Origin of the sequence: Roseburia sp. AF42-8, from assembly GCF_003435965.1 — a bacterium.
GTDB lineage: Bacteria > Bacillota > Clostridia > Lachnospirales > Lachnospiraceae > Roseburia_C > Roseburia_C amylophila.
On the sequence record NZ_QTVB01000008.1, the window covers coordinates 64,549 to 88,714 of the forward strand.

General features: G+C 42.9%; 18 protein-coding genes and 1 other RNA gene. All 19 read left to right on the forward strand.

Annotation, left to right across the window (positions count from 1 at the left end; all coding sequences use genetic code 11):
- The first annotated feature begins 10 nt into the window (after window positions 1-10).
- The 19 genes from DW059_RS05295 (at window position 11) to DW059_RS05385 (ending at window position 24,163) form a co-directional block, all read left to right on the forward strand.
- Entirely contained in the window at window positions 11-1,705 is a 1,695-nt protein-coding gene (locus DW059_RS05295) for a nucleoside kinase (protein WP_117698073.1), read from the forward strand.
- Between the two features lie 223 nt (window positions 1,706-1,928).
- Window positions 1,929-3,623, forward strand: coding sequence for a GspE/PulE family protein (locus DW059_RS05300; protein ID WP_117698074.1), 1,695 nt, complete (start codon window positions 1,929-1,931; stop codon window positions 3,621-3,623).
- 20 nt (window positions 3,624-3,643) lie between these two features.
- Window positions 3,644-4,702, forward strand: coding sequence for a type IV pilus twitching motility protein PilT (locus DW059_RS05305; RefSeq protein ID WP_117698075.1), 1,059 nt, complete (start codon window positions 3,644-3,646; stop codon window positions 4,700-4,702).
- Between the two features lie 118 nt (window positions 4,703-4,820).
- Entirely contained in the window at window positions 4,821-6,035 is a 1,215-nt protein-coding gene (locus tag DW059_RS05310; protein ID WP_117698076.1) for a type II secretion system F family protein, read from the forward strand.
- Window positions 6,036-6,112: 77 nt separating this feature from the next.
- Window positions 6,113-6,577, forward strand: a complete 465-nt coding sequence (locus DW059_RS05315; protein ID WP_117698077.1) for a prepilin-type N-terminal cleavage/methylation domain-containing protein — start codon at window positions 6,113-6,115, stop codon at window positions 6,575-6,577.
- A 31-nt stretch (window positions 6,578-6,608) separates the two neighbouring features.
- Complete coding sequence (locus tag DW059_RS05320; RefSeq protein ID WP_330408291.1) at window positions 6,609-7,367, forward strand: prepilin peptidase; 759 nt, start codon at window positions 6,609-6,611, stop codon at window positions 7,365-7,367.
- Between the two features lie 77 nt (window positions 7,368-7,444).
- The gene (locus tag DW059_RS05325) at window positions 7,445-9,148 is read left to right on the forward strand and encodes a pilus assembly protein PilM (RefSeq protein WP_117698078.1); all 1,704 of its coding nucleotides are present in this window, start codon (window positions 7,445-7,447) and stop codon (window positions 9,146-9,148) included.
- Window positions 9,141-9,908 (forward strand): hypothetical protein, encoded by a 768-nt coding sequence (locus DW059_RS05330; RefSeq protein ID WP_117698079.1) that lies wholly within the window; start codon window positions 9,141-9,143, stop codon window positions 9,906-9,908. The genes DW059_RS05325 and DW059_RS05330 overlap by 8 nt, the downstream gene beginning before the upstream one ends.
- 55 nt (window positions 9,909-9,963) lie before the next feature.
- Complete coding sequence (locus tag DW059_RS05335) at window positions 9,964-11,067, forward strand: type II secretion system protein (RefSeq protein WP_117698080.1); 1,104 nt, start codon at window positions 9,964-9,966, stop codon at window positions 11,065-11,067.
- A gap of 12 nt (window positions 11,068-11,079) precedes the next feature.
- Window positions 11,080-12,093, forward strand: a complete 1,014-nt coding sequence (locus DW059_RS05340; protein ID WP_117698081.1) for a hypothetical protein — start codon at window positions 11,080-11,082, stop codon at window positions 12,091-12,093.
- Between the two features lie 44 nt (window positions 12,094-12,137).
- Window positions 12,138-13,295, forward strand: a complete 1,158-nt coding sequence (locus DW059_RS05345; protein ID WP_117698082.1) for a hypothetical protein — start codon at window positions 12,138-12,140, stop codon at window positions 13,293-13,295.
- Window positions 13,296-13,302: 7 nt separating this feature from the next.
- On the forward strand, window positions 13,303-13,893 hold the full coding sequence (locus DW059_RS05350; RefSeq protein WP_117698083.1) for a pilus assembly FimT family protein: 591 nt from the start codon (window positions 13,303-13,305) through the stop codon (window positions 13,891-13,893).
- A gap of 27 nt (window positions 13,894-13,920) precedes the next feature.
- Entirely contained in the window at window positions 13,921-16,077 is a 2,157-nt protein-coding gene (locus DW059_RS05355) for a type II secretion system protein (RefSeq protein ID WP_117698084.1), read from the forward strand.
- A 30-nt stretch (window positions 16,078-16,107) separates the two neighbouring features.
- Entirely contained in the window at window positions 16,108-20,853 is a 4,746-nt protein-coding gene (locus DW059_RS05360; protein WP_117698085.1) for a DUF5057 domain-containing protein, read from the forward strand.
- Between the two features lie 126 nt (window positions 20,854-20,979).
- Window positions 20,980-21,323: RNase P RNA component class A (gene rnpB / locus DW059_RS05365), an RNA gene on the forward strand.
- 199 nt (window positions 21,324-21,522) lie between these two features.
- Window positions 21,523-21,918, forward strand: a complete 396-nt coding sequence (locus DW059_RS05370; protein ID WP_117698086.1) for a hypothetical protein — start codon at window positions 21,523-21,525, stop codon at window positions 21,916-21,918.
- A 25-nt stretch (window positions 21,919-21,943) separates the two neighbouring features.
- Window positions 21,944-22,843 carry a DUF5685 family protein gene (locus tag DW059_RS05375; protein ID WP_117698087.1) on the forward strand — a complete coding sequence of 300 codons (900 nt, stop codon included), beginning with the start codon at window positions 21,944-21,946 and terminating at the stop codon, window positions 22,841-22,843.
- Between the two features lie 28 nt (window positions 22,844-22,871).
- Window positions 22,872-23,534: a J domain-containing protein gene (locus tag DW059_RS05380; RefSeq protein ID WP_022244043.1), complete on the forward strand. Its 663-nt coding sequence runs from the start codon at window positions 22,872-22,874 to the stop codon at window positions 23,532-23,534.
- A gap of 89 nt (window positions 23,535-23,623) precedes the next feature.
- Window positions 23,624-24,163: a hydrolase gene (locus DW059_RS05385; RefSeq protein ID WP_022244044.1), complete on the forward strand. Its 540-nt coding sequence runs from the start codon at window positions 23,624-23,626 to the stop codon at window positions 24,161-24,163.
- Window positions 24,164-24,166: the final 3 nt, after the last annotated feature.

A 24,166-nucleotide genomic window follows, 5' to 3' on the forward strand; every position in this document is an offset into this window, starting at 1 on the left:
GGGGACTACTATGGGAGAAATTAGATGTAGAATTAATATTCACGGAAATGTAAGGGAGTATGTGCCGGAAACCACATACAAGCAGCTTGCCAAGGAATATCAGAAACAGTTTTCGGATGATATTGTCCTGGTGCTGGTGAACAACCGCCTGCGGGAGCTGCGTGAGAAGGTAGAATCGGGAAATCTTACCTTTATTACAACAGCAGACAAGGATGGAAGGAAAGCATACCGGAGAAGTACGGCGTTACTGATGCAGAAGGCAGTGCATAATCTTTATGGGGAAGAAAAGATTACGGTCCGTATCATGCATTCCATTGCCCAGGGATATTATTGTGAACTGAAGCGGAATGAGGAAAAGAACGGAGCATCAGAGCAGGCAGAATGGGTAGCTGTCGATGAACAGATGTTAAGGAATTTAAAGCAGGAGATGCAGCGTCTGGTAGAAGCCGATTTTCTGATTGAAAAGCACAGTCTGCCGACGGCAGATGCAGTAGAACTCTTCCGGAGACTGGGAATGACCGATAAAGAAAGACTGTTCCGCTACCGGAGAAGCTCAAGAGTCAATATTTATGAGCTGGATCATTACAAAGATTATTTCTATGGATATATGGTACCGTCTACCGGTTATCTGAAATATTTTGACCTGACATTATATAAAGAAGGTTTTATGCTACTCTTTCCGGGAAAAGATACCAGGACGGTGGATGTTTTTGCCCCATCGGATAAACTGTACCTGACACTGGAAGAAGCGTCAGAGTGGGGACATACCATGGGAGTAGGAACCATAGGAGCTTTGAATGATGCAGTTTCTGCCGGCAGAATACAGGAAATAATTCTGATACAGGAAGCTCTGATGGAACAGAAAATAGGACAGCTGGCAGAGCAGATTAAAGAGGGACATCATAAGAAATTCATTATGATAGCAGGTCCGTCCTCTTCCGGGAAGACAACGTTTTCCCACAGGCTGTCCATACAGCTTGCCGCCCATGGCATGAAACCGCATCCGGTTCCGCTGGATGATTTTTATGTAGACCGGGATAAGACACCGAAAGATGCAGATGGAAAACTGGATTTCGAATGCCTGGAGGCATTGGATATTGACCGTTTTAATAATGATATGACAAGTCTTTTAAATGGAGATGCAACGGAACTGCCGGTATTTAATTTTAAAACCGGAAAACGGGAAGCAAAAGGCAGAATGATGCAGCTTGGAGAGGAAGATGTACTTGTTATTGAAGGCATCCATGGACTGAATGACAGGCTTTCCTACTCTCTGCCGCAGGAAAGCAAATTCCGTATTTATATCAGTGCGCTGACCCAGCTGGATATTGATGAACATAACTGCCTGCCGACGACAGATGGCAGACTGATCCGGAGAATTGTAAGGGATGCAAGAACCAGGGCTACATCAGCGAGGGAGACCATTGCCATGTGGGATTCGGTAAGGCGGGGAGAAGAAAAAAATATCTTCCCATTTCAGGAAGGTGCTGATGTAATGTTTAATTCAGCTTTAATTTATGAACTTGCTGTGCTAAAACAGTATGCAGAGCCATTGCTGTTTGCAATTGAACGGGACTGCCCGGAGTATCTTGAAGCGAAGCGGCTGCTGAAGTTCTTAGATTATTTCCTTCCGGTACCGGCAGATAATATCAATAACAATTCGATTATCCGTGAGTTTATCGGTGGAAGCTGTTTTAATGTCTGATATAGAAGCTATATGAGGGATAGACCGTGTTTCTTGTACAAAAGAGACATTTGTCTATCCCTGAATTTTACTTAAAAACACAAAAAAATAGACAAAAATTACGAAAAAAAGCGAATAAAAATAGAAATTTTGTTGAAAAGCATATAAAGAATGGCTATAATAAAATAATGATGATTTTTGTCACATCATGATATGTGAAGAATGATTTGGAGAGTGGCAGAGAATGGAAAGCAGACAGAAGAAACGTCTGGGGGATATGCTGATTGAGGAACAGATTATTACAGATGAGCAGCTCTCAGATGCATTAGAGAAGAAAAAGGGGACTACAAAGCGGCTGGGTGAGGTTCTGGTAGAGCTGGGTTATACCAATGAGACGGATATTGCCAAGGCACTGTCAAGCCAGCTTGGACTGGAAATAGTCTCGCTTAGTGGAATACAGATAGAAGAAAATGTGCTAAAGCTGGTGGACGTGGCAGTTCTGAGAAAATATGTCATGGTACCAATTGGCTTTTCACCGAATAATATGAATGAAGTCCGTGTGGCAATGGCCGACCCGATGGATATGCGTGGAATTGATGATTTTTCTATTATTACTAATCTGCAGGTCGCACCGGTAATTGCCACAACCCATGATATTATGCTTACCCTTGACCGTTTCTATGGAAGCAGTGAAGCAAGGAAGGTGGCTGAGGCATATGCACTGGAGCGCCGGCAGGAAGAGCAGAGGGAACAGGAGAAGGAGAATGATGAAGATATTGCAAATTCCCCGATTGTCCTTCTGGTAAATGCCATGATTGAGCAGGCAGCAAGACAGCGTGCCAGTGATATACATATAGAAGCATTGGAAAGCCGTGTAAGAATCCGCTACAGGATTGATGGTGTGTTATATGAGAAGGCGAGCTACGACATCCGGCTTCTGAATGCAATTACAGCACGTATCAAGATTATTGGCGGCATGGATATATCAGAAAAAAGAAAACCACAGGATGGACGAATTACCCTTGTGGTAGATCGTGTGGAATATGATATCCGTGTATCAATCCTGCCAACGGTTTATGGAGAGAAGTGTGTACTTCGTCTTGCACAGAAGAAAGCACTGACCAAGGATAAGAGGGAACTTGGATTTACCCCGGGGGAGCTGGAAAGCTTTGATCGTATGTTAAAGCATCCGAATGGAATCCTTTTGGTAACAGGACCAACCGGAAGTGGTAAATCAACGACGCTTTACACAGCACTTTCTGAACTGAATACAGAGGATATTAATATTATCACAGTAGAAGACCCGGTAGAGGCGAATCTGGACGGCGTCAATCAGGTACAGGTAAATGCCAAAGCGGATATGACCTTTGCATCTGCACTGCGTTCAATCCTGCGACAGGATCCGGATATTATCATGATTGGAGAGATCCGAGACGAAGAAACTGCAGAGATTGCGGTACAGGCTTCTATTACTGGACATCTGGTAGTAAGTACCCTGCATACCAACAGTGCGGCAGGAACCATTACCCGAATGTTAAATATGGGCGTAGAGGGATACCTCCTTGCGGATTCCATAATTGGTGTAATTGCCCAGCGTCTGGTGCGGAGACTCTGTCCGAACTGTAAACAGCCGCATAAGCCGACAGAATACGAACGCAAGCTTCTGAATCTGGATGATTTGGATGAGACGATGATTTTTGAAGCAAAGGGCTGCCCGATGTGTGCCAATACAGGATATAAGGGCAGAATCGGTGTCTATGAGATGATGGAAATCAGCACGGAAATGAAAGACGCTATAGCAAAAGATGCTTCCACTGCCGAAATCAAACATCTGGCAGTAGAAAATGGAATGGAAACTCTTGCAGCGGGAGCCAGACGTAAAGTTTTAGAAGGAATTACTTCTGTGTCAGAGCTGGTGGGAGTATCTGCTGAGGATTAAGGAGAACTGGGGATTTTACAATGAACAGAATAGAAATGTTTTTGCGGGAAGGAAATGAAAAAGGGGCATCCGATATCCATCTTGCACCGGGAAGCCCGGTGATGTTCCGGATTGATGGAGAACTGGTTCCTGCATCAGATGAGAAGATAAAACCATTTGAAATAGAAGAAATGATAGAACCGCTGTTGACGGAAGAGCAGAAGGCAGAGCTGAAGGAAAATGGAGAACTGGATTTTGCGTATTCTATCGCAGGCTTTCACAGGGTGCGTTTTAATGTGTTCCGTCAGAGAGGTACTTATGCGGTAGCACTCCGTATACTCTCGTTTGAGATACCGGAAGCAAAGCAGCTTGGTATTCCACCATCTGTGGTTGACCTGACCAACCGCAAGCGTGGGCTGGTATTGGTAACAGGACCGACCGGAAGTGGTAAATCTACCACACTGGCGTCTTTGATACATATTATTTCTGAAACATATGCTAAGACAATTATTACACTGGAAGACCCGATTGAGTATTTGCATCCTCACAGCAAGTCAATTGTATTGCAGAGGGAAATCGGTTACGACAGTAAGAGTTATGCGTCAGCACTTCGCGCCGCATTGCGTGAAGACCCGGATGTAATTCTGGTGGGGGAGATGCGTGACCTAGAAACAATCAGTATTGCGATTACGGCGGCAGAGACCGGACATCTGGTATTTTCAACCCTGCATACCAACAGTGCAGCAGCAACCATTGACCGTGTCATTGACGTGTTTCCACCGCATCAGCAGCAGCAGACCAGGATACAGCTGTCAGGTGTTATTGAAGGAATTATCGCCCAGCAGCTTCTTCCAAAGGAAGGCGGTGGACGTGTGGCAGCTTACGAGGTCATGCTTGCCACTCCGGCAATCCGTAACCTGATACGTGAAGGAAAGAGCTTCCAGATACAGTCTATGATACAGACCAGCAAGAAGCTTGGCATGCAGGCAATGGATGATGCTATTTATGACCTTTATATGCAGAATAAGATATCAGCAGAAGATGCCGTAAGTTTTGCACAGGAGCCGGCAGTTATGCAGCAGAAGGTAACGCTATTCTAAACTGCGGAGCATCTGCAGGGAACTGTTAACAGCAGCTTCCGTGGATACCGTAGAATGAGAAAAATGGTTAACAAATTTGAAATTTAACCGATAAATATACTGTAAGGGGGATGAGAAGGTGCCCAGTTATTCATATATAGCAGTGGATGCCATGGGAAAAGAGAAGAAGGCAACCATTGATGCAGAAAATCAGAACAAGGCAGCAGCCCAGCTTAAGAAAAACGGACTTACTTTAATATCCATAAAGGAAGTCGGAATGTTGGAAAAGGATATTAAATTAAGCTTTGGGCGGAAAGTAAAACCAAGGGATTTAAGCGTGTTCTGCCGGCAGTTTGTCAGTATGATAGAAGCCGGGGTTACGGTAATTGATGCCCTTGGAATGTTAGAGGAACAGACGGAAAATAAGAGGCTTTCCGCTGCACTTCATGAAGTACGTACCGAAGTGGAAAAAGGACAGACACTATCCGAAGCTATGGGACATCAGGGAGAGATTTTCCCGGAAATGCTAGTGAATATGGTGGCGGCAGGAGAGACCTCCGGTAATATCGAGCTTTCCTTCAGCCGTATGGCAGTGCAGTTTGATAAGACGGCAAAACTGTCCGGTTTAATGAAAAAATCACTGGCTTATCCGGTGGTACTGCTGATTGTGGCAGTATTAATCGTCATTCTGATGGTAGTAAAGGTAATACCGGGATATGCAGCAACCTTTGAGCAGGCAGGCATGCAGCTGCCGGGCATCACCCGGGCAATGATGAGCATGAGCCATGTAATTACAAAATTCTGGTATCTTTTCGTGGGAGGAATCCTGCTGATTGTGCTTGGTATCCGGGAATGGCGCAAGACAGAGAGCGGAAAGCTGTTCTTTGGCAAAATGGCCATGAAGCTTCCAATGTTTGGCAAGTTAAACATAAAGACATATTCTTCACAGTTTGCCCGTACATTAAGTACTTTAATGTATGCAGGAATTCCATTGATTCATGGAATTGATGCAGTCACCAAGCTGATGAAGAACCGTCACTTCCAGCTGCAATTGCAGTCGGCAAGAGAGGAAGTGGCAAAGGGTGTTCCGTTATCAGAACCGCTGCGGAAGGGCGGACTGTTCCCGCCTATGGTAATCCACATGCTTTCTATCGGTGAGGAAACCGGTGATATTGAGGGCATGTTAGACAAGCTGGCAGATTATTATGATGAAGAGGTTGAGATGACTACCCAGACGGTTATGGCGGCAATGGAACCAATGATTATCGTAGTTATGGCAATTATCGTAGTCATTCTGATTGCAGCAATTTATGCACCGATGCTTTCGATGTACAACCAGCTCGGCAACATGTAAAACGAATTAAGGTTCCGTAATAGGGGCGGAATTTTAAGATAAAATATTTATATTTATACAAGAAGGAGAATAGCATTATGAACAAGATTAGAAACAGAAAGAACAACAAAGGCTTTTCATTAGTTGAGTTAATCATCGTTATTGCCATCATGGCAATCTTAGCAGGAATTTTAATTCCTCAGTTTGTTAAGTACATCAGCAGCTCCAAAGTATCCGGAGATATCCAGCAGGCAGAGAATATCTACAATGCAGTAGCAGCTCAGTATGCAGATTCCCAGGGAACAGCACCGACAGGTATGAGTTATGATGGAAATAAGCATGAAGTAACAGATGATGTTGCAGAGGCATTAGAAATGGGAAAAGCAGCACCTACATGTAAAGTAGATTCTAGCTATTTATTTATGTATAGCTGTGATGACAAGGGTGCGGTTGCTGTATATCTTGCACCAGCAAGTGAGGATGGCAAAGCGTATGATCCTGCAAAAGATACCAAGATTTCTCCATCCATTGACGGAGTGGATAAAGATAAGTGGACAAAATAATCCGCTGAGCTAAGAAAGGACACTACATACCATGACACCAATGCCTGCACTCATCACAGTATTTATTTTCATATATGGAATTGTCATCGGAAGCTTCTTAAATGTCTGTATCTACCGGATACCACAGAAAGAAGATATCGTCCGGGAGAGTTCCCACTGTATGAGCTGCGGGCACCGGTTGAAATGGTATGATTTAGTGCCGCTGTTCAGTTATCTTTTCTTAAAGGGAAAATGCCGTTACTGTGGTTCGAAGCTGTCAAAGCAGTACCCTATCGTCGAAGCACTCAATGGAATCCTTTATGTAGTTGTATTTTATGCAACAGATTTTAGCTGGGACAGTATTTTATACTGCCTTATGACTTCTGCGTTAATCGTACTTAGTGTGATAGATTACCGCACCTATGAGATTCCTTTTGGAATCAATGTGTTCCTGTTTGTACTGGGGGTTATCCGGTGCGTATTTGGAAAAGGGGACAGAGGAACCTTGATGATTGGTTTCTTTGCAGTAAGCTTGTTCTTGCTGTTATTATCACTTCTTACCAGAGGAGCAGCAATCGGTGGTGGAGACATCAAGCTGATGGCGGCTGCCGGGCTGCTTCTCGGATGGAAGTTGATTATTCTTGCATTTGTGATGGGATGTATTGCGGGTTCTGTGGTGCATCTGTTCCGGATGAAGGTCTGTGGTGCCGGCAGAATGCTGGCGCTGGGTCCATATTTATCGGTCGGGATATTTATTGCCGCCCTGTGGGGGAATGGGATGATAGACTGGTATCTGGGACTTTTTATGTAGAAAAGAGTGATTATAAGTGGAAAGTGTATGAAGCATAGGTATGCTTTCCAGTTATAATCACGAAAGGTGAGTGAAGGATGAAGATATTAAGTATAGAAATAGGTGTTGATGTAACCCATGTATTGGAGATGGATTACCGGGTGAAGAATCCGAAAGTATATCGAAGCTTTAGCTTTCAGACTCCGGTAGGTGTAATTGGAGAAGCCGGTGTGCGTAAGAGTGAGGAATTCCGCACAGCCTTACATAAGCTTCTGGATGCAAATAAGATTAAGACACGGAAAACTTTATTCGTAGTTAATTCCGGTAAGATAGCAAGCCGTGAAGTGCTGATTCCGATGATAAAAGAAAACCGTATCAAGGATTTCCTGAATACAAATTCAGCAGATTTCTTCCCGGTAGATTTATCCCGGTACCAGCTGGTATACCGGAATGAAGGTGTGGTACAGCAGGACACGGTAAAGAAGAGAAAATTATATGTATTTGCTGTGCCGGGAGATCTGGTACAGTCTTATGAAGAGCTGGCAGATTTCTGCTCCCTGGAACATACAGCACTTGATTATGTGGGAAACAGTATTTTCCAGATGATGCATAAAGCGGTAGGAAATAATATCTGCTGTTCTGTAAAATTAGACAATAATGCAACCATGATTACGATTATCAATCAGGGAATGGTTGTATTACAAAGAACAGTATTTTATGGCTTTGAAGAAGTAGAGAAGGTTGTAGTGGATTCCGGTCTTTTCCCGAAGGAACAGTATCCGGCAGCGATGGATATATTACAGCAGACAGACTGTCTGGATACAAACCAGGCGGCACCGGAAGATGCCATGAATGCCATGCGGGCAGAAGCGGTAGAAGCACTGCGTCCGATGATTGGCAATATCCGGCGTGTATTAGATTATTATCAGTCCAGAAATAATGGGGCAGAAGTAAAAGAGTGTTTCCTGATTGGTAACGGAGCTTATATCAAGGGACTGGACAGGCTGATGTCCATGGAATTGAATCTTCCGGTACATTTACAGGAAAAAGATGTTTTAAACGGTTTCCGTACATCCGGAGGCAGATTTGATGCCATGTATGAAGCCTGCTATGGAGCAGCAATACAGCCATTAGACTTTGTGTTTGGTTCGGCACAGACTGCAAAGATTATAGAAGAGAAGAAAAAACGCGAATTGCTTGCGGCAAAGCTGATTGGTCTGCTTTGCGTGGCATGTGCTGTGATATTGCTGGCATTATCCGGAGTACAGAGGATTGCATTATCCCACGAACTGAATACTCTGAATAAGCAGAAGGATGAACTGGAATATATACAGGATATTTATAATGCATATGTGGATACCAAGAGCCAGTATGATGATGTGACAAAAATGAATGGCAAGACAGAGACAGTCAGTGATGCACTGGCAGATGCCATTGAAGAAATGGAAGAAAAATTCCCATCCGGTGTAAAGGTAACAAGCCTTACCAGTAATGGAGAGGGAATTTCCATGGACATTGAAGTATCTACAAAGGAAGAAGCAGCAAAGATTTTGCAGAATCTTGCAACCTTCGATGCTTTCCGCAGTGTAACGACCAACGGAATTACAGAATCCACAGATGAGAACGGTAAAATTACGGTAACATTTTCAGTGATGTGTACCTATGTAAATGGTACAGCAGATGATTCCATTGATACCGAGACCACACCGGAAGAAGATGTCGAGACCTATATGAATGGTGACCAGTATATTTATCCGGATATGGAAGGCAGTACCGAAAGTGGGGAGGCAGACAATGAATAAGGAAAATAAGAAAGTAAACGACAGGGAATTAAAACTGATATTTGTATTAGGCGGCATAGTATTATTTTTCTTAATCTACCAGTTTGGATATCTGAATGTCCAGAAGGCAAATAAAAATTTAAAGAGCCAGGTAGATGAGGTGCGTGGAGAAGTAAAGGTTATGCAGACCATGAAGCAGAACGAAGAGACTTATAAGGCATATACAGATTCCATGACACAGGAAATGCAGGAGGTAATGGATGCAATTCCATCAGAGATCCGTTCGGAGGATAAGATTATGTTTGCCAGAAGTCTTGAAAAAGAGTATGGCTTTCATGTTACCGGCGTAGGTCTCCAGACGGACGAAATGGTTTATGAAATGAATGAAGATGGAAGCAATCCGGCAGATGATGGCAAATTGTTATATCGTACCGTGGTAAGTCTTGACTGTGAATGTGATTATACACAGCTTAAGAACTGTCTGCGTGGATTAAAGAATAATAATTTCAAGATGTCTGTGGATACAGCAAGCTTCGAGCCGGATGAAGAAACCGGGAAGCTGAAAGGAAATATGACGGTAAATATGTATTATCTCTACGGAAGTGATAAACCATATGAACCATTAACCATTGATGGGGTATCCTTAGGAACAGATAATATCTTTGGAACGGGAACGATTACTCCGGCAGCTCCATCGGATGCCACAGGTACGGAAGATACCACAGGAACAACAGGTACCACAGGAACAACAGGTACCACAGGAACGGATACCAGGCGGTAAGAAAAGCCGGACAGTATAGAAGAAAATGTGAAAAGCAGAAAGGAGCAGAGATGGTATGAGCGGTTATAATGGCAGAAAATTAAATCATAAATTAAATTGTAGTTTAAATAACCGGGGATTTTCACTGGTGGAAATTCTGATTGCAGTAGCGATTCTCGTACTGTGTGCAGTTCCTTTACTGAAAGCATTTGTAACATCTGCCCAGACCAATGCCAGGGCAAGACAGAATTTAAATGCTACTACGTTGGCTGAAAATATTATGGAAGAAATAAAAGCGGCAGGTGTTGAAGGCTATGGTGTGAAATCGGGAGATACGGTTACGATAGATGGTGTGGAGCTTCCGGTTTATGAGGCAGAGTATAGCAATTACAGCTTTGATGGCAGGGCATATGATGTTAAGGCAGTAATGACACCATCGCAGGAGACCTATCAGGATGGTACTGATGAAAAGGCATATAATGCTCAGGGTATCCCGGAGATTTCTGTTATGGATGACAGCCGGGATGCTGTTTATGTAGAGGACAAGAATGCAAGATTTGACATAATAGATGAAAATGCGGATTCGCTGGGCATGAAGGCGGAAGAACTGCTGAATGCATGCAGAACGGAATACCGCTTTGCAGTAAAGGAAAATCACGGCAGATATACCGTTACCCAGACGGTAACATACAGTGATGCTTCCGGAAATACAATCGGAACACCCCAGACCCTGACCATATTTGATTCGGTGCTGACCGGAGCAGATCTCAGAAGTCTTTATGTGTGCTATATTCCGGCACTTCGAACAGCCGGTGATATGTACAGAACGCAGGAGAAGGTGGTAATCGAAAACAGACAGGATATTCCGGTTGATGTATATCTTATCCGTCAGGGCTCGCAGGATACACCACTTGCAGTCAGTATTATAGAAAGTGCTCCATCAACAGTGGCAGCAACACAGATTCATACAAATCTTTCTGTAGATGATAAGACAGACATCGGCAGTATAGAACGAAATGGAAGCAGTATTACAGCAGCTACAGCTAAAAGCGCCTTTGGTTTTCAGAAGATGGGCGAGGCTGCAAAGGCAGATGCAGCCAGACTTTATACAGTAGAAGTAACCGTTAAACCGGTAGATTCGGAAAAATCAATTACCTTAACAGGAACGGCAATGAAGTAAGGCGGGAAAACAATGAACAGATGGAAGAAATCACGGGACAATCGAGGAATGTCACTGGTCATGGTCATTGGAACAGTGGCACTGGTAAGCATACTGGTGGTTATAGTACTGTCTCTTTCTCTGATGAATATACAGATGAAGTCAGTATATAAGAAGTCTGCGGATAATTTCTATGATGCAGAAGCGGCAATGGATGAGATACGTACCGGTCTGCAGCAGGATGTGGCAGATGCAGCAACCACGGCATATCTTTCTGTTATGTCACAATATTCTGCCAGCAGTTATCAGGATGCTGTGCGTCAGAGCACCTTCCGGGAATTGTACCGGAAGGAGTTAAAGAAGAAAATCGGGCAGACCATGGATGATACCCATTATGATATCGGCTATCTTGAGAATTATATCGGTGCGTCCCACCGTTATGAAGCAGCAACCGGTACCGGAGCCAGACTTACAACACAGGATGGCAAAGATGCAGATTTTGTGGTAACACAGTCCGGTCTTGTGATTATGAATCTGGAGCTTTCTTATAAGGATGCAGATGCTTATGAGTCAGTTGTAGATACAGATCTTGTATTAAGCTATCCACAGGTAAACTTTATCCAGTCAACATCAGTACCGGATTTGCTGAATTACTGTGTGGTAGCAGATGAAGGTGTCTGGGTAAACAATGGAAACCGTACACTTACCATGAATGGCAATGTATACGCAGGCAATTATTATACCGGGAGCAGCAGTGACCGGAATGGATTCCACATTGACAACAGTGGAAGTGTAATGCTTGGACTGCGCAAGACGCTGATTACCAGAGGCGGACTTACGGTAGAAAACCAAGGTTCTTTTACAACGGATACCAAAGCTACGATATGGGCAGATAATCTCAATGTTTACAGCAACGCAGCCCTGTCCTTATCTGGCAGTACATATGTATCGGATGATTTGACGATTACCGGAAGCGGTGATGTTACCTTGCGTGGAGAGTATTATGGCTACGGTAATCCGGAGACTGCCAAGCAGCGGCATCTGTAGTTACAGAAGAAGTCAATGCCAATAAGGCGGCATACAGCAGTGCCATGATTATCAATGGAATTGCAGACAGTGGCAAGGCTAGTATCCGCATGAATGGATTAAAGACATTGATGTTAGCAGGAAATGCCTATATCGGAAGCGGCAATGCCATGATGGGAGAATCCCTGGCTGTAAAGAGCAGCCAGACGGCATATCTTGCACCGGCAGACTGTTTTCTTATAAATACTACCAATCCCACAACGGTAGCGGAAGATTTTATGGCAAAGAGTGATTTTGCAGCAGCTCCGGAAAAATATATTAATTATGAAGTGTTAAAAAATTATCATGCTTTGGATATCACACCATTATATAAAGATGGTCTGGTTTATTATTTCTTAAAATTCGAGAATGCAAAGGAAGCTGCGGCATTTGACCTTGCATACTACAATGATGCAGACCATGCAGCCACAAGGCAGCAGTACCTGTCTCTTTATGTGGATGACGCAGAATTATCTATCCGGGAGAGCAGCTCTGTGGAGAAGATTACCAACGGAAGTATTCTTGTCTGGGATACAAAAGGAATCCGCACCATTGAGCCGACAACCATAAGTAATGGATTAGACGATATTTACGAGGATGGTTATTATGCCGGACTGCAGAGTGGCTGGCAGGATATGTATGCTTCTTATAATATTTCACTGACAAAGGATTATGAGAGGCTTACAGCGGAGCAGAAGGCAGCCACTGTGTTTGAAAATCTGGTGGATGTAGACGGGCTGAAAAAAATTACTGGCACATCCGGAGCAGTTGAATTTGAATTTACCGATGGGGATGGAGTCCGGCAGGTGGCATACGTAACAGATAATGAAGGTGCATCAGCATTGGAGGTGGATGCTTCGTTTCTGGGTGGAAAGAATGTACCGCTTATCATTGCAACCGGAGATGTGAAGGTTACAGCAGATTACTCCGGTACAATTTTAAGTGGTGGCCAGGTGACCTTTGGCATGCCGGGAAGCAGCAGTTCAACAGTGTCATCTGATATGCAGGATGCTGCCAGAGTCATCCAGAATGCCGAATATAAGAAGGGGTCAGATACCTATATTCTGTCACAGGTATTGAAGAACAGCCAGTACTATGTAGGCAGTATTGGAAAGGCATATACCGGAGAGGATGCCGTGGATGTAACGAAGCTTGTAACCTATCAGAACTGGTCAAAGGAGTAAAGATAAGATGCAGAAAGGGAATCGTATAAGCGGAAAAAAGAATAGTGGATTTTCGTTGGTAGAGCTGATTGTTACCGTGGCGATTCTTGCAATTATTTCTGTGGGAGCGTTTCTGCTTACCGGCTCACAGAATGGATGGAAACTGCGTCATGTTGCGGAAAGACTGGATTCAGCACTGGATAAAGCTATGGTTCAGTCTATGAGTAAGAGTGATACTGCAGGTCTTATTGTCTATGAATTGAATGGAGAATATTATGCGGCAATAATAAAGGAATCCTGCCGGGACGGAAATATTTACCGTGTAACTGAGGACAAGGTGCTGGAAAAGTATTCACTTGGAAAAGAACCGTTGACGATTACGCTAAGTTATAAAGGAAAAGACGGGACAGCAGTATCAGATGTTACATTATCCAATCAGGGCAGTGAGAGTAATTTAAGCAGTGCGGCAGAATTTCTCTATGACAGAAGTACGGGGGCGGTTAAGACCGTAAAGGTAAACAGTGTGGAAAGCTATTATACTGGTATATATTTGAAGTTGTCAGACCGTGATATGCAGATAAAAATAAGTGCTGCCACCGGCAGACATGAGATACAGTAAGCAAAAAGCAGGGAGGAGGAAAACAAAGTGGACCACAGGAAAGCTTCAAAGAAGTATTGTGAAATCAGAAAATGCGGGATATATGATAATAAAGGATTTACGCTGGTTGAACTGCTGGTGGGAATTGCGATTGTGGCAATTGTCGGTGGATTAATCGGCACATTTTTGATTTTCTCCACAAGAACATATGGAAAAGTAACCGATGAAGCAGACTTACAGGAGGATGCACAGATTCTCCTATCCCAGATGGATAGTTATATTATCGATACAGACAGTGCACTTCGTTATTATGCAGATGTATCAGAGAGTGGAAGCGGCACGGAAATTTTAAAGGACAGCCTTTATCCGGGTGGAGCAGCAGGACTGACCAGAAAATGGCTGGAGATTTATAAGACCACCGATACCGGATATACAAAAGAGACCGTTTTGTGGACAAAATCCACAGAGAAGCTGACATATAAGCAGGAGACTATTGATGCGGCAGGAACGGTAACTGAAAATATAGAAGAACAGGATCTGGCAACGCATGTAACAGATTTTTCCATTGATCTGACGAAAGTAACTTCACTGCGTCAGGTAACAGTGTCTGTTGCTCTTGCCAGTGGAGAGAAAAGTTATGGAGCGGATACTACAGTGTATCTGCGTAACCAGATTGTAGTAAATGGGGAACCTTATACACCGGATGCAGCACCGGTCATTTCATCCGTACTCAGCGTTAAGGTTCTGCCACAGACGGTTATGATGCGGCCTGGCGGAAGAAAGGCATTTCAGGCAATTGTTTATGGTAATAATTCACCATCCCAGGAGGTAACCTGGAGTCTTTCCGGAAATACGTCTTCCCTTACCACTATTTCAGCGGATGGACTGCTGTGGATCAGCATGGATGAGAAGGCAAAGACCTTAACGGTAACAGCAACATCGGTACAGGATACCACCAAGTCAGGAACGGCGGAAGTAACAGTAGTACATGGCAAGAAGCTGTCTTTAGGCCAGATTCGGAAATACTGGCTGCAAAGAGGAAAATCAATGTATATCTATGCAAGGGTGAATGGAACATTAAGTGGTTCTATTACCTGGGAAAGTAATCCATTGGATTTACTTTCGGTGAATCCCGCAGATTCTGTAACAGTTGCAGGAGGATATCCATCATTGGATTTGATGAATGCGAGATGTGTGAAAACAGAGTATCCGGGGACACCTTTAGGAGAATATACAGTGAAGATTAGCGGTATAGTAGATGGTCAGCCGTATGAAGATATGGTTTATATAGAGGTGGTGGATTCGCCTGAAATAGCTGGAGCAGGTGATGTTGTATATTTTGATAAATCAAATGGTTTGGATTATTGGGTACATCCTGGAGACACCGTGAATTTGTCTACAGCATTAAAGAGGTTCGATATTGGAACAAAACGTAGTTATGAATTTAAAGAAGGCGGGAATATAAATAAGGATTCCTATACTTTTGAGACCTCTGGAACAGATGATGAAAAGATAAAAATAAGTATTGATGAAACAGCTGAGGATGGTGAAATTTATGTTACAGTCAAAGCTGGAAATCAATGGCATACAGGCTATGATTCTGTTACAATTCATGTGGCGGAGGAATTGGATTTCCCATATATTGTGGAAACAACATATTTTCCAGATCAGGAGAACTGGTTCTGGTCAAGTGTACATTGCAGGGGACCGGTAATGATAGCAGATTCAACATTACAATTTACGAATCTTACTTCCGGAATCAATGGGTTGATAGCAAATACCGGCGAGCCGCATAAACTTACACCATCGGAGCAGCATACAGGTGAGAATGAGCGTACGCTGTCTGGCGTAAATGAATTTACACAGGACGGACCGGGAAGGTATGAAAGTTCTAAGATACTTAATTTAGAGGGAATTATTATTATTGATAAAGATGTTGAACTTGATGCACCTTTTATTTGTTGTAATAGTGATACGGTGATTTATATAAAGGGAGAACATAGCTTGAAATTCAAAGGAATTACTACTTTTGACGGGCTGATTTATGCACCGGAAGGAGATGTTTATTTTGAAGGTCAGGCGGGTTATTGCCGGGGTGTTGTAATAGCAAAAAATTTGCATGTAAATAGTCGGGGAGACAGGGAGTTCTCCTTTATGGAAAAAAGCAGTGTAATGGATCTGGTTAATACATTGAAGGCAAACTAGCTTGTTGAGAAGTAAAAGAGGACAGGATATATGAAACGGAAGAATTCTTTGAAAAATTCCAGAAAGAGAATCATTCAGGCAACGGTAGCAGCAGTAGCAGGTATAACAGTTGCGGTTGCTGCATTCCGGCCGGTAGAGACTTCAGCAAACGGAGTACTGCCGGGGGTGGAAAGTATCGTTGCACAGAAGATGGCAACAGAAGATAAGACCTATCGGATTTTAGAGATTATGCCGGATGGAGCAGAAAGTGAAATGGGCTATCTTGCAGCGGGCAGTGAGCCGGTAGCCCTAGCAGCAGATGGAATGCTGGCTTACTTTGCAGAGAATGGTATCGAAAATACGCAGCAGGAGAGAATGAATTATATCAACAGCTTAAAGCAGCGTTTGGAGGACGGGAAGATAGCTTCCGGTGATACATCTAAGACACCACTTTATGCAGAAGCTTATGAGGAGACTTTTTTCCCGACAGAGGAGCAGCAGAAGGACTACAAGAAGCTGGTATTTCCGGAAGAACAGTATGAGACAATTACTGCTGAGGGACATTATGCTTACCGGCAGGATTATGACGGAAACTATAATCCCAATGTAGTTTCCTTCTCTTATAATGCAACTGGGGATTATGCAGTAGAATTTGAACGGAGAACACCACTTAGGGATGAAGCACCATATAACCAGCCATATGAGTACCGGGATAATGGAACAGATGGTTATTATGAAGCAGTTGAAAATCCTATGACAGGTGGTAATTATTACTATATTTCAGATTTTTACTACGTTGGAGCAGATTCAGAACATGGGCATTATCTGGCACAGTTAGATGCTGTAAAACCATATTCATATACTGCATCAGGGGATGGTGCATTTGCATTTGTACCGGGAACAGCGGAAGAGGACAGTGCAAATCAGTCCTGTCAGGTGGAGATGGGCTCTGTCTGGTATACCGGTGGACTTTATAATAATAACCTGTTCCGGGACTATGTATTAGGGGCATTGTCCAAGGATGATTTAAAGGTAGAAGTAACGGCAGTAACAGAGTCTGGACTTGCTTCTGTAGATGTATCCGGTATGGATTTTATTTATATCGGCGGACAGGGTTATGATACCGGAATGAAATATCAGCTTTCTTCTCCGGAGCTTCTTGCACAGGTGGATAAGATATATAAGAAAATTTTAGGCAAAGCACCGGTTCTTATTGATTCTACTGTCTTAGAAAGTGCGCTTACTGATTATAATACTTCTGATATGGCAAAGCTTGTGGTGTGGAGCATCCAGAAGGAGTTAAAGGATGACCCGCAGTCTGTGGATGCGGCAGAATTATGTGATACCGCTTCTTTAAACAGCAATTACACCGGCAATGATACTAATTATGCGGAAAATAATGTTTACTGCATGAAAATGACAGATGCAGACGGGGTACGTCAGCATGTATTTACCGGTCTGCTGGAAGCTTTTCCACAGGAGCTGCAGGAGGCGGAGGGATTTGCACCGGTGCGGGCATTGATTGAACAGGAGAATACCCTCCGTACATCAGCGGATGCAATTGATACCACGCTTTCAAAGAACATGGTCTTACAGTATATTTTAAATTATCCGTATGAGAGAACCTTTAGTGATAAAGAGGAGCTGCGGGTGCTGGATATCGAACCGGCAATGGGCGCACTTTATCTTGATGAAAATACAGCTGATGACAGGATTCTTACCAAAAAGAAGCTGGCAGACTGGACAGGTGTTGCTATTGAAAATATCAGCATTACCCGGATGACTTCAGCGGAGTTTATTGGTAAAATCGAAGACATGAATATGGAATACGACCTGGTTTACTTTGGGCTTGGTTATGCCGGAGAGAATGGAAATTCTGATGCAAAGCTTCAGGGGGATTATATGAACCGTGATGCTGAAGGAAATACGGTTTATAATGATTCACTGATGAACGGACTGGTCTATGCACATACCGGGGATGCATTCTTAAGAAAGGCTATTCTTGGCGGACTTTTAGATACCGATTATGTAGATAATAATACATCGAATTATCTCTATGGAGGCAATCCGGACAGCTCAAGAGACCCATACGGTGACCGGGATGAGTGGAACAGCGGATTAGGTAAGCTCGTTACCGTAACAAAGACCATCAGTGGTTTCCAGTATGATAATCCAAAGAATAGAAATGACCGTCAGGAAATTACCGTTACAGTAGGAAATGTAGGAGTATACCGTGCCAGCGGAAATGATATAACAGAGAGCAAGAAACGTGATCTGGAAGAATTCCTCGGAGCGAAATATCCGGTTCTTTTTGCACAGAATTTTGTGACCACAGAAGGTGAAATCAATGCAAAGGTGGTAGATAATTCTTCTGTTTTATATCAGTTCGCAAAGGAAAATCTGGCACAGGATAATGTCTTTTACCTGGATACCGAAGGCAGGCCAAATGATGAGAGCAGCTTCCGGTACTATATTAATATGCCAAAGGTTAAACTTGCCATGCTCAATCCGTCTACCGGAGCAGAAGAGAGTGATACGGCATTAAGTACAGGAACAGCACGTACTACGGATAACAATTATGGCAATAAAATTGTAGAAATCCGTACCGATAAGAAGGATTCCGGAGTCTATACGCTGCGTTATCGCTTCCGGATTGACAGTACCGTAGATGCCAGCGTGGCTACGGTATATCATGCAGGACTTTATTTTGATATGAATGCCGATGGTAAATTTATCGAAAATGATACCTATTCCGAACGGCAGAAGGACTGCATCATTTTTGATGCTTCCGGCAATGAAGTCAACCGGGATGCAGCTGGAGAATATCAGTTGAGCAGCGGACAGGAGTACTATCTTGAAAAAGACATTCCAGGTGACTATCGTGGTATGCTGACCTGGAAACTGGAACTGACTCAGACCACCAATGCCTATATCCGTACAGCAAAGACAGGTTATACGATTGTATCAAGACCAGCTGGTGATGATAGTGTACAGGTTGTTAAGGTGCTTCAGATTATGGGAAATAATAATGAATGGGGCGGTTACTTTAATCTTTCTCAAGATAGAGACATGCAGGATTTTATCAGCAATTTTGAAAATACAGAGGGAGTCCGGTTTGAAATTACAGCCATTCCAATGCGCGATTTCGATGGCAAATATACATCCTTTGAACAGCTGAAGGATTATCAGATGTTAATCTTTGGTTTCCAGGACAGTTATTCGGATATGACCAATGCTGACACACTGACAGCAGTAGATGATTATATTGTCAGCGGACGAAGTGTATTGTTTACCCATGATACCTCTTCCTTTGTCAATGTGGCAACCGAGCAGATGTACTGTCAGGATAATCCGGATGGCGATAATGGCTGGAACCCGGGCTGGCTTAGCAACCAGGGTAATGCAGGAGATTTTAACCAGGTGGAACGTCACTGGGGCTATATGGTAAACCAGAAATTCCGTGGTGTTCTTGGAATGGACCGTTATGGAATTACTTATAATGAGCGGACTTCCAAAGACCCGCAGGCGGCACAGCTTCGTTCCCTTCTATTAAAGGAAGGACAGCTTTTAGACATCAGTACTACTACAGATGCCTCTGGCAATGAGATAACAACCGGAACCATTGATACGGCACATGGTGGTGTAACGACACGGGAGAATCCGGATGGCAGCGGGGCACTGACTTCTGCAGTATTAGGAAGTGATAAAGATATTGCGTATGTACCGGGAACGAATCAGAAGCAGTCCTATGGACAGACACAGGGTTATACTTATGGAGCAATCAATTTCCATTATTATTATAATGCTCCGTGGCAGTGTACAACGGAAGCAAAGTATGCTTATAACCAGTACATGATGTGGCGTACACTTCCGTTACCAACACAAAGAAATGATGTTTCTCTTGGAAACCTGAAAAACAATGCCAGCATGTATGCAACCCAGGTAAATGATGGACAGATTACCCATTATCCATATGAGATTGGCAGTCAGATTACGATAGCTAATACCCATTACCAGTATTATCAGCTGAATATGGATGAGGATATGGATGGAGATGAAAACAGTGATATTGTAGTGTGGTACTGTCTGGGTGCATCCGGTGATGGTTCGGCGATATATACCAGTTCCCCGAATGATGTGCGGAACAATTATTATATTTACAACATTGGAAATATTACCTATTCCGGTGTGGGACACAGTACAATAAGTAACGTGAATGAGAAGCAGTTATTCTTTAATACCATTGTTGCAGCGTACAAGACAAGAATCAAAGATCCGGTAGTAAAGCTTTTAGAGAATGGAAGCCGTACTTCAGCAGAAAAGGAAGCTGTTTATGTACATACTGATAATGCCATCGGAAATAAGGCACTGGAAAATGAAGTAAATTTTTATTATACCGTAACAGATTCGAATCTCGTCACATCAGATAAGGAAATCAGTGTGGATTATTCCATGGTAGATAAAAATGGCAGCAGTATTGCAATTCCGGTACACGTAGCAGAAAATCAGGTGTATATCACAACAGAAGCAGTAAACGGAGATACGGTTACGACAGATTCTGCCGGAAGACTGAGAGGCTTAAAGAGCGGGGAAGTGTATAAAGTCACAGTTCATAATCTGACGGATACAAAAGTACAGGAGGCAATTACCAATGGTAATATGCGGATTGCAGTTCATGCAGTCAGTACCTTTGACTATTATGGAGACAGCTATGGTCTGGGTGAAAATGCCCAGGGCATTCCACAGAGCAGTGCATCTATGAAAATATTAGGAACAACGCTGTTTGATTTGGATTAGAACAAAAGAAAAAAATTTTATTGGAAAAATGGAAACGAAATCGTATAAGACCGGAAAAGCAATTCGTAAAATCAAAAAAAGGTTGAAAAACTGGTAACGTTACCATATAATAAAACCATGAAGAACCAAGTAGGGTGAATGGTCGCGGCTGCATTGTCGAAAGACATACAGACGAGGAAAGTCCGGGCTTCGCAGGGCAGGATGCCGGATAACATCCGGTGGAGGCAACTCCAAGGAAAGTGCAACAGAAATGTACCGCCAGGTAACTGGTAAGGGTGGAAAGGCAGTGTAAGAGACTACCGCATCTCTGGTAACAGAGATGGCTCTGTAAACCCCATTCGAAGCAAGACCAGATTTAAGCATTGACGTGGCCCGCCAGCTTAAGGTAGGTTGCTTGAGGCGGTTGGCAACAGCCGTCCTAGATAGATGACCATTTTCAACATAACCCGGCTTACAGCCCTGCTTGGTTTCTTACTATCAAATCTAATGTAATTCTAAAATGTTTCTTAAAAGACAATAACTCTGTTGACACAGAAAAGCAGGGGACTTAAGATGAATATCAGGGTATGGTGATATGTGAACATACATATCACCATATTTTTGCGTAAGCATCCGTAAGGAACTGCCGGTGGCAGGTGCGTAGATATAAAAAGAAGAGAGGTCTTATATTTGAAAGAGAAGTTAGCGAGATTTATGTCAGGAAGATATGGAGTAGATCAGTTATCAAGATTATATCTTGGAATTGCACTGATATTACTGGTAGTTTCAATTTTTAGTCACCTTGGTATATTTTATATAGTTGGAATTGTTCTTCTGGTGTATACTTATTATCGTATGTTTTCGAAGAACATTTCCAAGATGTATGCACAGAATCAGAAGTATTTGAATGCAAAATATCGTGCGGTGGTAAAAAAGGATGCATGGAAGAAACAGTGGCAGCAGCGTAAGATTTACCGGTTTTATCGTTGTCCGGGATGTAAACAGAAGGTTCGTGTTCCAAAGGGAAAAGGTAAAATCTGCATTACCTGTCCAAAATGCAGAATGGAATTCATAAAGAAAAGTTAAGCTGTAGCTATTTGGAGGAAGCAGTATGTTTGGATATGTAAATATCAATCGTAATGAATTATCAGATGAAAATAAAAAGATTTACCAGGGTTATTACTGCGGACTTTGTCAGAAACTAAAGGAGGTTTCCGGCCGTAAAGGCCAGATGCTTTTAAACTATGACATGACATTTCTGGTAGTGCTTCTGACCGGACTTTATGAGCTGGAGGATAAAAGCACAGATTTTGTATGTGCGCTGCATCCGACGAAAAAACGGACAGCCAGAATCAATGAAGCAACAGAATATGCTGCTGATATGAATATTATTCTTTCCTACCAGAATTTTGAAGATGACTGGAGAGACAATCGTTCTTATTCGAAAAAAGCATTTGCCAGAATGCTGGGAAAAGATTATAATCGCATCATGGCAAAATACCCAAGACAGGTAAAGGCAGTAGAAACCTATATCGAAGAACTGGGTAAGGCAGAGGATGCACAGGAATCTAATATTGATAAAATATCAGGACTGACAGGAACCATGCTGGGCGAAATTTTTGCATGGCGGGAAGATATATGGGCAGAAGAACTCAGATATTTTGGATTCTATTTAGGGAAGTTTGTTTATCTGATGGATGCCTATGAGGATTTTGAAACAGATAAGCGTAAAAATGCATACAATGTTTTCCGGGTACAGCGGAAAGAGGATATGCAGAATCTGGATACCTTTGTGAAGCTGTTGCTGACCAGTATGATGTCAGAGTGTGCCAAGTCCTTTGAACGTCTGCCAATTCTTATGCATGCGGACATTCTGCGGAATGTATTATATTCCGGAGTCTGGACGAAATATGAGTACAACAGACTGAAACGTGAGCGGAAGCAGCAGAAGCTTCTTGAAAAACAGAAAGCCGAAAAACAGAAGGCAGACAGGAAAAGTGCAACAAAGTGAAGTTAAGAATTAAGAAGGAGTAAGTAGTATGGACCCATACAAGGTGCTGGGCATAGCTCCGGGAGCAACAGATGAAGAAATCAAAAGGGCATACCGGAATCTGAGCCGCAAATATCATCCGGATGCCAATGTAAATAATCCTGACCGTGCACAGGCAGAAGAAAAATTTAAAGAAGTACAGATGGCTTATGACCAGATTATGAAACAGAAACAGCAGGGTTACAGCTATGGAAGCGGTTACGGCGGCGGTGGCGCCTATGGTTATGGTGGTTTTGGCTATGGCAGAACCAATGGTGCATATGGAAACAGCGGTTATGGCAGCAGTGCTTCCGGTGAATCGGTAGAGATGCAGGCGGCTGCAAATTACATCCGGAATCGTTGTTTTAAAGAAGCATTGCATGTGTTAGATGGCATTTCGGACAGAACGGCACGCTGGTATTATTACAGTGCAATTGCCAATGCCGGAAGCGGTAATAATGTAACGGCAAAGGAGCATGCCAGTCAGGCTGTCAATATGGAACCGAGTAATATGGAATATCGTCAGCTGCAGCAGCAGTTAGAGTTTGGTGGAACATGGTATCAGAGCAGAGGCGGCGAATATGAACGGCCATATTCCGGCAGCAGCGGCTGGTGCATGAGTATGCTGTTATTGAATCTTTTATGTAACTGTTGTTGTTTCAGACCATATTAGAAAATCATATTTTAGAAGTTCTTTTTTATTTGCAAGAATGAAAACTTCTGCTATACTGTAGAATGAAAAAACAGAAATGGAGATTAGAAATGAGAATTTTAGCTGAAAATACATCATGTATTGTAATTGACTATCAGGAGAAGATTTTGCCGGCAATGTCAGGAAGAGAGGAACTTGTGGCAAATTCTGCTGCATTATTAAAGGGACTTAATTTATTGGAAATACCGATGGTATTGACCACACAGTATGCCAAGGGATTAGGAAATAATATTCCGGAGATTTGTGAAGCAATTGGAAGTGATGTGGCATATGACAAGACCACATTTTCTGCATATGAAACAGAAGCGGTATATGAAGCAATGGATAAAGAGCGTAAAAATGTCCTGATTTGTGGAATTGAAGCACATATCTGTGTACTTCAGACAGCCATTGATTTAAAGGCAGCAGGGTATCAGCCGGTTATCGTAGCAGACTGTGTATCTTCAAGAAAAGAACTGGATAAGGAACTTGGTTTAAAGAGAGCAGAACAGGAAGGTATTCTGATTACATCTAAGGAAGCTATTTTATTTGAATTGACACGTAAGGCAGGCGGACCGGTATTTAAACAGATTTCTGCACTGATTAAATAAAGG

What these genes read in the sequence shown, in the direction of transcription:
- DW059_RS05320 (WP_330408291.1), top strand. Translation starts at nt 6,609, where the DNA reads ATGACACCAATGCCTGCACTCATCACAGTATTTATTTTCATATATGGA.
- DW059_RS05385 (WP_022244044.1), top strand. Translation starts at nt 23,624, where the DNA reads ATGAGAATTTTAGCTGAAAATACATCATGTATTGTAATTGACTATCAG.
- DW059_RS05300 (WP_117698074.1), top strand. Translation starts at nt 1,929, where the DNA reads ATGGAAAGCAGACAGAAGAAACGTCTGGGGGATATGCTGATTGAGGAA.
- DW059_RS05335 (WP_117698080.1), top strand. Translation starts at nt 9,964, where the DNA reads ATGAGCGGTTATAATGGCAGAAAATTAAATCATAAATTAAATTGTAGT.
- DW059_RS05340 (WP_117698081.1), top strand. Translation starts at nt 11,080, where the DNA reads ATGAACAGATGGAAGAAATCACGGGACAATCGAGGAATGTCACTGGTC.
- DW059_RS05350 (WP_117698083.1), top strand. Translation starts at nt 13,303, where the DNA reads ATGCAGAAAGGGAATCGTATAAGCGGAAAAAAGAATAGTGGATTTTCG.
- DW059_RS05330 (WP_117698079.1), top strand. Translation starts at nt 9,141, where the DNA reads ATGAATAAGGAAAATAAGAAAGTAAACGACAGGGAATTAAAACTGATA.
- DW059_RS05315 (WP_117698077.1), top strand. Translation starts at nt 6,113, where the DNA reads ATGAACAAGATTAGAAACAGAAAGAACAACAAAGGCTTTTCATTAGTT.
- DW059_RS05375 (WP_117698087.1), top strand. Translation starts at nt 21,944, where the DNA reads ATGTTTGGATATGTAAATATCAATCGTAATGAATTATCAGATGAAAAT.
- DW059_RS05305 (WP_117698075.1), top strand. Translation starts at nt 3,644, where the DNA reads ATGAACAGAATAGAAATGTTTTTGCGGGAAGGAAATGAAAAAGGGGCA.
- DW059_RS05345 (WP_117698082.1), top strand. Translation starts at nt 12,138, where the DNA reads ATGATTATCAATGGAATTGCAGACAGTGGCAAGGCTAGTATCCGCATG.
- DW059_RS05325 (WP_117698078.1), top strand. Translation starts at nt 7,445, where the DNA reads ATGAAGATATTAAGTATAGAAATAGGTGTTGATGTAACCCATGTATTG.
- DW059_RS05360 (WP_117698085.1), top strand. Translation starts at nt 16,108, where the DNA reads ATGAAACGGAAGAATTCTTTGAAAAATTCCAGAAAGAGAATCATTCAG.
- DW059_RS05295 (WP_117698073.1), top strand. Translation starts at nt 11, where the DNA reads ATGGGAGAAATTAGATGTAGAATTAATATTCACGGAAATGTAAGGGAG.
- DW059_RS05380 (WP_022244043.1), top strand. Translation starts at nt 22,872, where the DNA reads ATGGACCCATACAAGGTGCTGGGCATAGCTCCGGGAGCAACAGATGAA.